Annotated in this window: 16 protein-coding genes; 11 read left to right on the plus strand and 5 right to left on the minus strand. The window is 73.6% G+C overall.

The features are described from left to right. The first annotated feature begins 103 nt into the window (after window positions 1-103). The 5 genes from AB0H57_RS03300 to AB0H57_RS03320 all read left to right on the plus strand — a co-directional run bounded on the left by AB0H57_RS03300 (window position 104) and on the right by AB0H57_RS03320 (window position 3406). Window positions 104-892, plus strand: a complete 789-nt coding sequence (locus tag AB0H57_RS03300; protein WP_357502136.1) for a DUF2993 domain-containing protein — start codon at window positions 104-106, stop codon at window positions 890-892. A gap of 83 nt (window positions 893-975) precedes the next feature. Beyond that, window positions 976-1053: an Ms5788A family Cys-rich leader peptide gene (locus AB0H57_RS03305; protein WP_331214547.1), complete on the plus strand. Its 78-nt coding sequence runs from the start codon at window positions 976-978 to the stop codon at window positions 1051-1053. 201 nt (window positions 1054-1254) lie between these two features. Next, a complete protein-coding gene (locus AB0H57_RS03310) occupies window positions 1255-2103 on the plus strand; it encodes a sulfurtransferase (protein ID WP_357502138.1) in 849 nt (282 codons plus the stop codon). Between the two features lie 2 nt (window positions 2104-2105). Beyond that, a complete protein-coding gene (locus AB0H57_RS03315; RefSeq protein WP_357502140.1) occupies window positions 2106-2429 on the plus strand; it encodes a DUF1416 domain-containing protein in 324 nt (107 codons plus the stop codon). A gap of 128 nt (window positions 2430-2557) precedes the next feature. Continuing rightward, on the plus strand, window positions 2558-3406 hold the full coding sequence (locus AB0H57_RS03320) for a hypothetical protein (protein WP_357502141.1): 849 nt from the start codon (window positions 2558-2560) through the stop codon (window positions 3404-3406). Between the two features lie 181 nt (window positions 3407-3587). On the opposite strand, the gene AB0H57_RS03325 is transcribed toward AB0H57_RS03320, so the two are convergent. The 3 genes from AB0H57_RS03325 to AB0H57_RS03335 form a co-directional block, all read right to left on the minus strand. Then, entirely contained in the window at window positions 3588-5642 is a 2055-nt protein-coding gene (locus AB0H57_RS03325) for a glycogen debranching N-terminal domain-containing protein (RefSeq protein ID WP_357502143.1), read from the minus strand. Beyond that, window positions 5639-6019 carry an SCP2 sterol-binding domain-containing protein gene (locus AB0H57_RS03330; RefSeq protein WP_357502145.1) on the minus strand — a complete coding sequence of 127 codons (381 nt, stop codon included), beginning with the start codon at window positions 6017-6019 and terminating at the stop codon, window positions 5639-5641. The genes AB0H57_RS03325 and AB0H57_RS03330 overlap by 4 nt, the downstream gene beginning before the upstream one ends. A gap of 83 nt (window positions 6020-6102) precedes the next feature. Next, entirely contained in the window at window positions 6103-6465 is a 363-nt protein-coding gene (locus AB0H57_RS03335; protein ID WP_357502147.1) for a DsrE family protein, read from the minus strand. Between the two features lie 23 nt (window positions 6466-6488). On the opposite strand from AB0H57_RS03335, the gene mtfM reads away from it, so the two are divergent. Together mtfM and AB0H57_RS03345 are read left to right on the plus strand one after the other, a co-directional pair. Next, window positions 6489-6593: a small membrane protein MtfM gene (mtfM, locus tag AB0H57_RS03340; protein WP_266320062.1), complete on the plus strand. Its 105-nt coding sequence runs from the start codon at window positions 6489-6491 to the stop codon at window positions 6591-6593. A gap of 55 nt (window positions 6594-6648) precedes the next feature. Continuing rightward, entirely contained in the window at window positions 6649-7239 is a 591-nt protein-coding gene (locus AB0H57_RS03345) for an FABP family protein (RefSeq protein ID WP_357502149.1), read from the plus strand. 30 nt (window positions 7240-7269) lie between these two features. Here the strand turns inward: AB0H57_RS03345 and AB0H57_RS03350 are convergent, their stop codons facing one another. Then, window positions 7270-8130: an aminotransferase class IV gene (locus AB0H57_RS03350; RefSeq protein WP_357502150.1), complete on the minus strand. Its 861-nt coding sequence runs from the start codon at window positions 8128-8130 to the stop codon at window positions 7270-7272. A gap of 54 nt (window positions 8131-8184) precedes the next feature. Here AB0H57_RS03350 and AB0H57_RS03355 point away from each other — a divergent pair, with 54 nt between their 5' ends. The 4 genes from AB0H57_RS03355 to AB0H57_RS03370 all read left to right on the plus strand — a co-directional run bounded on the left by AB0H57_RS03355 (window position 8185) and on the right by AB0H57_RS03370 (window position 11703). After that, window positions 8185-8616: a Fur family transcriptional regulator gene (locus tag AB0H57_RS03355; protein ID WP_357502152.1), complete on the plus strand. Its 432-nt coding sequence runs from the start codon at window positions 8185-8187 to the stop codon at window positions 8614-8616. Further along, window positions 8613-9722 carry a folate-binding protein gene (locus AB0H57_RS03360; RefSeq protein WP_357502154.1) on the plus strand — a complete coding sequence of 370 codons (1110 nt, stop codon included), beginning with the start codon at window positions 8613-8615 and terminating at the stop codon, window positions 9720-9722. The genes AB0H57_RS03355 and AB0H57_RS03360 overlap by 4 nt, the downstream gene beginning before the upstream one ends. Before the next feature lie 99 nt (window positions 9723-9821). Next, on the plus strand, window positions 9822-10649 hold the full coding sequence (locus AB0H57_RS03365) for a 3-keto-5-aminohexanoate cleavage protein (RefSeq protein WP_357502156.1): 828 nt from the start codon (window positions 9822-9824) through the stop codon (window positions 10647-10649). 94 nt (window positions 10650-10743) lie between these two features. Beyond that, window positions 10744-11703 carry an asparaginase gene (locus AB0H57_RS03370; RefSeq protein WP_357502158.1) on the plus strand — a complete coding sequence of 320 codons (960 nt, stop codon included), beginning with the start codon at window positions 10744-10746 and terminating at the stop codon, window positions 11701-11703. Between the two features lie 87 nt (window positions 11704-11790). Here the strand turns inward: AB0H57_RS03370 and AB0H57_RS03375 are convergent, their stop codons facing one another. Beyond that, window positions 11791-12588: an alpha/beta hydrolase gene (locus AB0H57_RS03375; protein WP_357502160.1), complete on the minus strand. Its 798-nt coding sequence runs from the start codon at window positions 12586-12588 to the stop codon at window positions 11791-11793. Between the last annotated feature and the right edge of the window lie 103 nt (window positions 12589-12691).

A 12691-nucleotide genomic window follows, 5' to 3' on the forward strand; every position in this document is an offset into this window, starting at 1 on the left:
CCCATCGGGTATCACCGGTGCGCCCCGCCCCGCGCCGGCGTCGTCCGGTGGCGGGTCGGGCTGGCAAGCGCCGCGACGGTGGCGCCCGGACACAGGAGGCGGCGTGACTGAGGCCTACCCGGCGGACGAGAAGCGGCCCCGGCGTCGGGGCCGCAAGGTGCTCGGCACACTCGTCGTGCTGCTGCTGGTCGTCGCGGGACTGCTGGTCGTCGCGGACCGGGTGGCCGTCGGGGTGGCCGAGCGGACGATCGCCCGGCAGGTCAGCGACGAGTTGGCGAAGCAGGACGCCCGGTCGGCGAAGCCGCAGGTCGAGGTGGCCGGTTTCCCCTTCCTCACCCAGGTGGTCGCGGGCAGGTACGAGCACATCTCGATCGTGCTGCGTGACGTGCAGGGCTCGGTGCAGGGCGACGCGGTCAGCCTGCCGCGGCTCGACGTGGACGCGCGGGACGTCCGGGCCTCGCTGGACACCCTCCGCTCGGGCCGGGGCGACGTGGTCGCGGACAGTGTCCGGGGCACCGGCACGATCAGCTACGACAGCCTCGCCGCGCTGCTCGACCGGCCCGGGTTGAAGCTCGGCGAACAGGGCGGTCGGCTGGCGGTGACCGCGCCGCTGGACATCCTCGGCGCCAAGCTGACCGTCAACGGCACCGCCGACATCACGGTCAGCGACCAGGGCAAGGTGGCCCTGCGGTTCAACGACCTGAACGCCGAGGGGCTGCCCGCGCTGCCGCTGGCCCAGACGATGCTCAGCAACTACGCGAAGGGCATCTCCGTCGACATCCCGCTGCCGGAACTGCCCTTCCAGCTCGCCGTCCGGGAGGTCAGGCCGACGCCGGAAGGGCTGGTCGTGACCGCCGACGCGAAGAACGTGCCGATCAACTCGGTCAGCTGACCCGCTCCCGCCGGCCCGCCGGCCGTCCCGGATGCTGGTCGGTCCGGTGGCCCTGTGCGGGACGGCTGGTAGGCTCCGTGCTCATGGGGACCCTCCTCACCAAGCGGCGCGCGGTCGACCTGTGCCGTGTGGCCACCTGCCTGTGTCGCAGCGTCATCTGACGGCGACGCAGTTCCCGGTCGCCCCGGCGGCCGACCGGCATTGAGGGTCCACGTTCCTTCTCGTGCCCTCCCCGTGAAGCGTCCGGCAGCGGCGCCGTCGCATGAATCCGTCCATCCTCCATGGGTCCTGCGCACGATGAGATATCCATGCCTCGAAATCTGTGCGTAGGCTCGCAACCATCCTCACCAGGGAGTGATCTGATGAGTCGCGACTCCGCACTCGTGTCGGCCGAGTGGGCCGAAAAGAACATCGACGCGCCGGGCGTGGTCTTCGTCGAGGTCGACGAGGACACCTCCGCCTACGACACCGGCCACCTCGCCGGGGCGGTCAAGCTGGACTGGAAGACCGACCTCCAGGACCCGATCCGCCGGGACTTCGTGAACAAGGCCCAGTTCGAGGCGCTGCTCTCCGAGCGGGGCATCGGCAACGACGACACCGTCATCCTCTACGGCGGCAACAACAACTGGTTCGCCGCGTACGCGTACTGGTACTTCAAGCTCTACGGCCACCGCGACGTCAAGCTGCTCGACGGCGGCCGCAAGAAGTGGGAGCTGGACGCCCGGCCGCTGGTCACCGACCAGGTGCGGCGCCCGCGCACCGAGTACGTCGCGCAGGAGCCGGACACCTCGATCCGCGCCTTCCGGGACGAGGTCGTCGCCGCGATCGGCACCAAGAACCTGGTCGACGTGCGCAGCCCCGACGAGTTCGCGGGCCGGCTGCTCGCCCCCGCCCACCTGCCGCAGGAGCAGGCGCAGCGGGCCGGGCACATCCCCACGGCGATCAGCGTTCCGTGGTCCAAGGCGGCCAACGAGGACGGCACCTTCAAGTCCGACGACGAGCTGCGCCGGATCTACGCCGACGCCGGGCTGGACGACGGCAAGGAGACGATCGCGTACTGCCGGATCGGCGAGCGCTCCTCGCACACCTGGTTCGTGCTCCAGGAGCTGCTCGGCCACCGCGACGTGAAGAACTACGACGGCTCCTGGACCGAGTACGGCTCGCTGGTCGGCGTGCCGGTGGCGCTCGGCGACGAGCCGGGGGAGGCGTGACGATGACCGCGCCCACCGCCGCCGGCTGCGCCGCGCCGGACCAGGCCGCCCCGCTGCCGGCCAGCCTGGACCTCGAGAAGGAAACCGTCATCACCGGCCTGGTGAGGGCCGAGTCCGGGGAGTTCGTGCCGGGCGCGTACGTCCGGTTGCTGGACTCCACGGGCGAGTTCACCGCCGAGGTGGTGACCTCGCCGGCCGGCCAGTTCCGGTTCTTCGCCGCGCCGGGCAGCTGGACCCTGCGGGCGCTCTCCCGGCACGGCAACGGCGACACCGCCGTCACCGCCGACCGCGGCATCAACGAGGTGACCGTCACGGTCAAGGCGTGAGGAAGGGCCCCCTGTTGACGCTTTCGGTACAGCAGGGGGCCACTGTTGACACCCCGCTCTGGTACCGCCCCGTCGGGCGAAACCGGCGTCCCGGCGGGGGCGGTGACGGCGCGTGACACGATGGCCCGGTGAGTGGTGCTGCGCAGGCGGGATACGCCCCGCCGACCGGTCCCCGAGACCCGGTGCCCGCCCGTCGGCGGTTCCGCTGGCTGCTCGCCGCGGTGGTCGCCTGGGCGGCCCTGCTGGGCGTACTGACCTGGGTGTCGGTGCGCGACGACCCGCCGACCGTCCGGGAGCAGCGCACCCTCGCGCAGGCCGGCCCGGTGGTCGACCGGGCGGTCGGCGAGCTGGTCGGGGCAGCCGGCGACCGGGTCGTGGTGCTCCAGCCCGAGCGGGTCGAGCGCGGCTGCCGGTTGACCCCGGCGCTCGGCGGCGCGACGCTGGAACGCGCGGTGGAGGTCCTCGATCCGGGCGCCGACCCGCGCGCGGTGCTCACCGAGATGGCCGACCGGCTCCCCACGGGCTGGCTGGCCGGGGTGCGGGTCACCGGCGACGGTCCCCGGCTGCGCGCCGACGCGGGCGAATTCGTCCTGGTGGAGGGGCGCCCGGCCGGTGGCGACCGGCTCCGGTTGACCGTACGCACCGGATGCCGCCCGGTCGGCGCCGGCTACCGGCCGCCCGCCGCGCAGGGCGGCCCGGCGGCGGACGCGCTCGCCGCCGCCCTGCGGACGCTCGGCCAGTCGACCGTCCCGGCCGTGCCGCAGGTCGCCGCGCCCTGCCCCGGCGGCGACCGCCAGGCCCGCACCGCCCGGGTCACCCTCGACCAGGCCCCGGCGGAGCCGGCCCGCGCGCTGGCCCCGGTCGCGGGCGACGCCGTCGTCCTGGAAACCCCCGAGGTGTACGCCTACCGTCAGGGCGCGGTCACCGTGGCACTGGCCGGACCCGACCTCACCGCCACCACCGGCTGCCCCGCCTGAACCCGCCCGCGCAACTGGTGGAGGCAGACGCGGCGGCGGAGGCCGCGGTGGAGGCGGGCGGCCCGGGAGAGCGTGGGCGATGCCGACCCGGGCAGCGGCCGGCGAAAGAGGGGCCGGTCGGACGGCGGGTGGGTAGACCCGCGCCGGCGTGTCCGCCGGGCCCGGGCTGACCGGCGCCGGCTCAGTGTCCGTGGGTCCCGTTGTGCGGGCCGCGACTGCGGCCGAGGGCGTCCACCCGGCCCCAGCGCCCGCGGATGTCGAGCAGTTCGACCCGGCCCATGCCCTCCGGCACCGCCGGGTCGATGATCAGGTGCTCACCGTGCGGTTCCAGGCCCAGCATCACCCGCAGCAGGAGCAGTGGCGTGCCGGCCGACCAGGCCTGCGGGCTGCACGCGGTCGGATACTGCACCGGGTAGTCGGTGAGGTCGCGGTCGTAGCCGGCGAACGCCTCCGGGAGGCGCCCGTCGAAGAACCGCGACGCGCTCAGCATCGCGTCGCAGATCCGGCCCGCCTCCTCGCGGAAGCCGTACCGCCACAGGCCCCACGCGATGATCGAGTTGTCGAACGGCCAGACCGTGCCGACGTGGTAGCCGATCGGGTTGTACCGGCCCTCGTCCGAGGCGAGGGTGCGTACCCCCCAGCCGGAGAAGAGCCGGGGCCCGAGCAGGTGCTCGACGACCGGGCGGGCCCGTGGCTCGTCGACGATCCCGCTCCACAGCAGGTGGCCCATGTTCGACGCGAGGGCGTCCACCGGCCGGCCGTCGGGGTCCAGGGCGAGCGCGTAGTACTCCCGGTCCGGCAGCCAGAAGTCGCGGTTGAACCGCTCCTTCAGCTCGGCCGCCTCCCGTTCCAGCTGGTCGGCGTACACCGGGTCGTTCCAGAAGGTGCGGGCCAGCCGGGCACCGCGCAGCTTCGCGTCGTACGCGTACCCCTGGATCTCGCAGGTGGCGCGGGGAAACCCGGGGAGCCGGCCGTCGGCGTACGAGATGGAGTCCCACGAGTCCTTCCAGCACTGGTTCTGCAGCCCGGTCTCCGGGTTGCGGGTCTCGTACCAGACGTAGCCGCTGCCGAGCAGGTCCCCGTACGTGTCGAGCCAGGCCAGCGCCGCCCGCGCCGGCGCCTCCAGCTCCCGGACCAGCCGCGCGTCGCCGGTCCAGCGCTCGTACTCGTCGAGCAGGATCACGAAGAGCGGGGTCGAGTCGGCGGAGCCGTAGTAGGGGGAGTGTGGCTGCTCCTCGAAACCGGCGGTCTCGCCGTACCGCAGCTCGTGCAGGATCTTGCCCGGCTCCTCGTCGCGGAAGTCGTCGAGGCGGGAGCCCTGGAGACCGGCCAGCATCAGGATGGTGGGCTTGACCAGGTCCGGCAGGAAGGGCAGCACCTGTAGCGAGGTGAGGAGGCTGTCCCGGCCGAACAGGGTCATGAACCAGGGCAGCCCGGCGGCGAGCAGCCGCACCCCCAGGGTGATCGACTCGTAGCGCAGGGCGGCGAGGTCCTTGAGGCTGCGCTGGTACGCCCCGGCCAGCGGCTGGCAGTCGCAGCCGAGCGTCGGCGCCCGCTTGATCAGGTCCTGTTCCTCGGCCCGGATGGCGCCGACCGACCGTTGACCGCCCAGCGGCAGGGCTGCCCGGGCGTCCTCGCCACGGGCGCCGTAGATCACGGTGGCGACGTGCAGGCTGGTGACCCACTCGCCGTGCGGGTCGAGCCGGATCACGAACGTCATGCCCGCCTCGTCGACCCGGCACGGCATGCTGCTGTTGACCACCGACTCCCGGTGGAACCGGTCCCGCCGGTACACCAGCCGCAGCTCGTTCTCGCCCACGGCGGTGGTCACCCGGCCCTTCTTCTGCCGCCCGTGCTTGATCTCGAAGAGGTCGGCGAAGTCGGACCCGATGTCGAGCCGGACGGTTAGTTCCACCTCCCGTCCCTCGTGGTTGAGCACCCGCAGCTCCTCGTCGAGGCTGCCGCCGATGGACCGGGAGCGGATCACCGACACCTTGGCGTCGAGGTAGTGCGTGGGCTCCCCGGGCACCATGAAGAAGCGGGTCCGGTACGACTCCGCGTCGTCGATCGACAGGGCGTGCAGGAACTGCCCGTTGAGGGTGAGCACCCAGGTGGAGAGGAACCGGGTGTCGAAGGAGAACAACCCGGTCGGGAAGTCGAACGACGGTTCGATGTTTCCCCGCACGTCGCTGACCAGGAACGTGTTCCCGTCGAGGATGCTGACCCGTTCCCTCACCGCGATCGTCCCGCCTGCTCCCGGGCCACCTCGCGGGGGTCGCGGGTGCCCGGCGGGTCGGGGAAGAAGTGCCGGAAGAGCAGGAAGAGGGTGAGGTCCCCGCTGAACGTGCTCTCGTTGCGCAGCACCGCGGCGATGCCCTGGGTCCGGCCGGTGACCAGCCGTTCGAAGAGGTCGGCGCTGCTGTACCAGATGGCGTCCGCCGGCTCCGGCGAGCGGGAGACCCGGGCCTGCCCGGGGGCCAGCTCGACCCGCCAGTGGTCGGTACGCGCGCCGGTCGAGAGGTCGATCCGGATGGTGCCGCTGACCGGGCTGCGGAGGACCGCCGGGGCTCGCGCCGGCAGCGATGCGAAGAAACTCTCCGTCACCTCGGTCACAGACGAATCGTAGGCAGCGGAGCGGCCCGCCGGGACGATATCGACGCTCAGCACAGCGCCGACGGTAGGCCGCCGGCCGGGCGTCAGTAGACCAGCGCCCGTACGTCCTCGGCCATGATCTCCTCGACGAAGACCGCCGCGCCGGCGATGCGTACGCCCGGCAGCACGTCGTCCGGGCCGATGTCCCGGCGGGCCGCGCACTGGGTGCAGGCGGTGACCCGGCCGGTGCTCAGCAGCACGTGCAGCAGCTCGGCCAGCGGGGCGGAGTGCGGCAGCTCGAACTGCTCGGCGCGGCCGGGCAGCGCGAACCAGGTCGACTCGCCGGTCAGCCAGAGGGACACGTCCACTCCGGCCGCGGCGGCGGTGGCGGCGACGGTGAAGGCCTGCGCGCACCGCTCCGGGGCGTCCGCCCCCGCGGTGACCTTGACGACGAGGGATCCGGCCATGGGCTCAGCATAGGATGGCCCGGATGGTTACCGAGATCGGGTTCGTCAGCCTGCTGGTCGCCGGCCTCGGCGCGCTCGCCGGTGGCCTGGTCTACCTTGCCGTACGCATTTCGAGAGGTAATTGGTGAGCGCGAGGAGTGAGCCGGGTTTGCGAGCCCCGCAGTCGCGAACGAAGGTGGCAGAGTGAGCGAGGAGAATCCGCTTCAGCCGCCGTGGCTGAACGCGCCGCCGGTCGACCCGTACCCGTACGAGGAGAGCCACGACCTGCGCGTCGGCCCGAAGCTGCACCCGAGCCTGGACGGCCTGCTGCCGTACATCGGGGTGTGGCGCGGTCGCGGGCGGGGCGGTTTCCCGACCATCGAGGACTTCGACTTCGCCCAGGAAATCCGGATCAGCCACGACGGCCGGCCGTTCCTGTCCTACGAGTCCCGCGCCTGGATCCTGGACGAGCAGAGCCGGCCGGTCCGCCCGGCCGGCCGTGAGGTCGGCTGGTGGCGGCCGGTGATGGACGGCGAGCGGGTCACCGACGAGATCGAGGCCCTGATGAGCACGCCGACCGGGATCGTGGAGCTGCACATCGGCAAGCGCACGGGCACCCAGATCGAGTTCGCCACGGACGCGGTGCTGCGGACCGCCACCGCCAAGGAGGTCACCGCCGGGGCCCGGCTCTTCGGCATCGTCGAGGGCGCGCTGCTCTACGCCCAGGAGATGGCCGCCGTCGGCCACGGCCTCAGCCCGCACCTCTCCGCCCGCCTGATCCGGGTGGGCGGCTGACCCAGCCGCGGCCTCCCGTCCGGCACCCCTTCAGTGGCCGGGCGGGTCGACGGGAAAGCCCAGCAGGGCCTGCAGGGCTCCGGTGTGCGGGGAGGGCGGCAGGGGGCGGCCGTCCAGGGAGCGGAACTCGGCGAGGCCGCGTACCGACGAGGTGAACCAGCGGCCGTCCGCCGCGACGAGGTCCGCCGGGGTGGCCATCCGTTCGGCCGCCGTGAAGCCGGCCGCGTCGGCGTGGGCGAGCAGCCAGGCCACCGTGGTGCCGGGCAGGATGCCGGTGCTGGCCGCCGGCACCGTGCACAGGGTCCGGCCGGCCAGCCAGACCACGTTGGCGCTGGGGCCCTCCAGCACGTAACCGTCGCTGGAGACCCAGAGCACGTCGTCCACCCCGGTCCGGGCCGCCCACCGCCGGGCCGCGCTGCTGGCGCCGTAGGACGTGGACTTGATGCCGGCGGGCAGCCAGTCCAGCTCGGGCCGGGCCGCGGCCGGCACCCCGAGGGGGAGGGTGGCGACCGTCACCCCGTCCCGGCGGGCTCGCCGGGTGGCCGGCGTCACCTCGCTCAGCGTGGCATAGACCGTCGGCGGCCCGCCGCCCTCCGGCCCTCGGGTGCTGACCAGGCGCAGCGCGCCCTCCACCTGCGCCGGCCAGCCGTCGGCGACGGACTCCAGCAGCTCGACCAGCGCCTCGTCGGGGGGCAGCGGCAGCTCCACCGCCGCCGCGCCGCGCCGCAGCCGGGCCAGGTGCTCGGCGCGCAGCCAGGGCCGTCCGGCCCGCAGGTGCATGGTCTCGAAGAGCCCGTCCCCGCGCAGCACCCCCAGGTCGTCGCCGCGCAGCACCGCCGCCCCGGTCGGCACGAGCCCCTGACCGAGCAGCGCGATCCTCGGTGCCACCATGACCGCCGAGCCTAACGACGCCACGGCGGTGGCGGAACGGCGAACTATGATCGGATGGTGTCCGAATCCTCCCTCGCGGAAATGCTCCGCGCCCGTGGGCTGCGGCTGACGGCGCAGCGTCAGCTGATCCTCCAGGCGGTGCTGGATCTCGGGCACGCCACCCCGGAGCAGGTGCACACGGCGGTCCGCGAGGTCGCCGCCGGGGTCAACATCACCACCATCTACCGGACCCTGGAGCTGCTGGAACGGCTCGGCCTGGTGACCCACACCCACCTGTCGCACGGATCGCCGACGTACCACGCGGCGGGCGAGCATCAGCACGTCCACCTGGTCTGCCGGGAGTGCGGCGCGATCGACGAGATCGACCGCGAGCTGCTCGGCCCGCTCGCCGACCAGTTGGCGGCCCAGCGTGGGTTCCGGGTCGACATCGGGCACGTGGCGCTCTTCGGCGTCTGCGGACGGTGCGAGGACGGGGAAGAGAAATGATCGACATCGCGGGCGCGGTGCGCGCCGAGGCAATCGACGAGCAGACCCGGGACCAGCCCGAGCCGGCGCACCGCGCGGCCGGGGTGGGCCCGGTGGCCGCCCACTACGGCGACCCGATGCGCGAGCAGCGCGTCCTCGCCACGGCGGTCGGCCTGGTCGACCGTTCGCACCGGGGCGTCGTCGCGGTGCCCGGCGAGGAGCGGGTCGGCTGGCTGCACACGCTGACCAGCCAGCACCTGGCCGCGCTCGCCCCCTGGCAGGGCAGCGAGCTGCTGGTGCTCTCCCCGCACGGGCACGTCGAGCAGCACGCCATGGTCGCCGACGACGGCGAGACCACCTGGCTGGACACCGAACCCGGGATGACCGGCGGACTGTTGTCGTACCTGGAACGGATGCGGTTCTTCAGCAAGGTCGACCCGCGCGACGCCACCGCCGATCACGCGCTGCTGTCGCTGGTCGGCCCGGAGGCGGTCCAGGCCGCCGGCACGCTCGGCGTCACCGGGCTGGCCGCCCCGGACGTGCTCGCGGTGCCGGGCCCGAAGTTCCGCGCCGGCGAGCTGCCGCCGCGGCCCACCGTGCTGTACGACGTGCGGCCGCTGGCGGCCGGCGGCTGGGCCCGCCGGGTGGCGCTCGGGGTGGACCTGCTGGTCCCCCGGGAGGCGATGACCCAGGTGGTGGACGAGCTGCGCGGCGCCGGGGTGCCGGTGGCGGGACTGTGGGCGTACGAGGCGGTGCGGGTGGCCGCCCGGCTGCCCCGGGTCGGGGTGGACACCGACCACCGAACCATCCCCGCCGAGGTCGGGCTGGTCGCCCCGGCGGTGCACCTGGACAAGGGCTGCTACCGGGGCCAGGAGACGGTGGCCCGGGTGCACAACATGGGCCGGCCGCCGCGTCGCCTCGTACTCCTGCATCTGGACGGGGTGACCACCGACCAGCCGCCGGCCGCCGGCACGCCGGTGACCCTGGACGGCCGGGCGGTCGGCTTCGTCGGCACCGCCGTGCACCACCACGAGCTGGGCCAGGTGGCCCTCGCGGTCCTCAAGCGCAACGTCCCCGACGACGCCCACCTCCTCATCAACGAAACCGCCGCCGCGGTGGAGGCGTAAGGAAGGGCCCTTCTTGACGCCTCCGGTAGCGGAAGGGCCCCCTCATAGCGCGCCTGCCGCCGGAAGACTTCCTGTTCGGCGGCGTCTAGGATGCCGGGCATGAGCACAGGGACGTTGATCACGGTTGCCCCCACCGGCGCGGAGTCGGCCAAGGCGGAGGTGCCGGCGCTGCCGGTGACCCTCGACGAGTTGCTGCTGACCGCCAAGGAGTGCGAGGCGCTGGGCGCCGCCGTGATCCACGTCCACATCCGCGACGACGAGGCGAAGCCGACGCTCGACCAGGGCCGGCTGCGGGAGACCGTGGCCGCGCTGCGGGAGGGTACCGACCTGATCGTGCAGCTCTCCTCCGGCGGCGCGGTGACCGACCCGGAGTCCGCCCGGCTCGCCGTGCTCGACGCCGGGCCGGACATGGCCTCCTGCACCATGGGTACGGTCAACTTCGGCGACGACGTCTTCCTCAACCGGTGGGAGTTCATCGTCGACCTGCACACCCGGATGCAGGAGCGGGGTGTCGTCCCCGAGTACGAGATCTTCGACCTCGGCCACCTCACCGCGCTGCAGCGCCTGCTCGGCAAGTACGGCCTGCCGCACGGCGGGCACGTGCACGTCGACTTCGTGATGGGCGTGCCGGGCGGCATGCCGGGCACCACCGCCACCCTGGTCGCCGCCCAGCAGCTGCTGCGCGACCTGCCCGAGGGCACCACCTTCTCGGCCACCGGGATCGGCCGGAGCACCATCCCGGTGCTGCTGGCCTCGCTGTCGGCCGGCGGCCACCTGCGGGTCGGCATGGAGGACACGGTCACCTACGCCAAGGGTCGGCCGGTCGAGTCCAACATGCAGCTGGTCGCCCGCGCGGTCGGCTTCGCCCAGCTCGCCCAGCGTCCGCCGCTGACCACCGGCGAGGCCCGTACGCTGCTCGGCCTGTAAGCCGCGCACCCGCCCGAGCCCCTTGCCGCCTGCGGCCCCCGTCGCTGGTCACCCGGGTGATCGGCCCCGTCGGGCCCTCGGTACCGTCCACTTCGTGGGAAAGACGTACGAGGGCGGTGTGCCGCTCACCGAGGTGGTCCGGTCCGGGTTCGTGGAGGGTTTCCACCGCGGCTCGGTGGTGGCGCTGGACGCCGGCGGCGCGCCGGTGGCCGTGGCGGGTGACGTGACGTCGCCGGTCTTCCCGCGCTCGTCGAACAAGCCGATGCAGGCGGTCGGGATGCTCCGCGCCGGCCTGCCGCTGACCGGGGCGGCGGACCTCGCGCTGGTGTCGGCGAGCCACGCCGGTGAGCAGTTCCACCTGGAGCGGGTCGCCGGCCTGCTGCGCGGCGCCGGGCTGGACGAGTCGGCCCTGCACTGCCCGCCGGACCTGCCGGTCGGCGAGCTGGCCCGGGAGGCGGTGCTGCGCGCCGGAGGCGGGCCGGCCCGGATCCAGATGAACTGCTCCGGCAAGCACACCGGAATGCTGCTGACCTGCCTGGCGGCCGGTTGGCCGCTGGACGGGTACTGGCGGCCCGAGCACCCGTTGCAGCAGCGGCTGACCGCCGCGATCGAGGAGTTCACCGGCGAGCGCGCGGCGGCGGTCGGGGTGGACGGCTGCGGCGCGCCGGTGCTCGCCGTCTCGCTGACCGGGCTGGCCCGGGCGTACCTGCGGCTGGTCTCCGCCGAACCCGGCACCGCCGAGCGGACCGTGGCCGACGCGATGCGGGCGTACCCCGAACTGGTGGGTGGCACCCAGGCCGAGGACACCCGGCTGATGCGCGGGGTGCCCGGCCTGCTGGCCAAGGTGGGTGCCGAGGGCGTCATCGCGACGGCCGTGCCCGGCGTCGGCGCGGTCGCCCTGAAGATCGACGACGGGGCCGGGCGGGCCCGGATGCCGGTGCTGGTCTCCGCGCTGCGCCGGCTCGGCGTCGACGCCCCGGTGCTGACCGAGTACGCCGAGGTGCCGCTGCTGGGCGGCGGCGTCCCGGTGGGAGCGGTCCGCCCGGTCTGGTGACCGCGCCCGCCCGCGTTGCTGCCGGGTTGGCGGGTGTCAACCGGGGGCCCCGCCTGTGCAGAATGCGTCAAGCGGGGCCCCCTCCTTTCACGGCAGGAAGGCGAGCAGGGCGGCGTTGACGGGGGCGGGGCGTTCCAGGGGGAGCAGGTGGGCGGCGTCCGGGACGTCCGGCATCCGTACGCCCTGCGGGGCCTCGGCGGCGATCCGGTCGGCCAGCCGGCGGATGTCCGCGAGGTCGTCCGCGCCGGTCCCGACCAGCACCGGCATCCGCAGCTCACCGAGCCGTTCGATGGCCGGCGGGTCGAGTTCGTCCACGTCGATCGCGCTGAGCGCCTGTTCGGCGGCGAGCGCCCGCTGGTCCATCTCCTCGGCGAACCGGATCAGCTCCGGGTCGACGTCCGCCGGCTGGCGGGTGGGGCCGACCACCCAGAACCGCACCTCACCGGTCGCGCTCGCCGCGAAGTCCTCCGGGTCCACCTCGCCGACCAACTCGTCCCAGAGCCGTTCGGTCTCCTCGGACCACTCGTTGCCGGAGACCGGCGCGCCGAACAGCGCCAGCGCGGAGATCCGGTCCGGGTACGCCAGCGCGGTGTCCACCGCCACCCGGCCGCCGAGCGAGCAGCCGACCAGGGCGGCGCGCTCGATCCCCAGCGCGTCGAGCAGCCCGACCAGGTCGTCGTGGTGCGCGAACGGGCTGGGCGGCAGCTCGGACTCCCCGTAGCCGCGCAGCTCGGGCACGATCACCCGGTGCCGCTCGGCGAGCGCGGGCACCTGCGCCCGCCACATTCGCCGGTCGGCGATGCCGGCGTGCACCAGCACTACCGGACTGCCGCTGCCGGCCTCGTCGTACGCGAGCCGGGCGCCGTTGACTTCGATCTTGGCCATGGCAGGACGGTACGTACCGGACACCGGGTGCGCAACGGGCTTGCTGAGACGTTGCTAACTCCCGCTAGCATTCTGCTTGCAGTTGCTAGCGCTGGGAGTTAGC

Source organism: Micromonospora sp. NPDC050686 (genome assembly GCF_040654475.1).
GTDB lineage: Bacteria > Actinomycetota > Actinomycetes > Mycobacteriales > Micromonosporaceae > Micromonospora.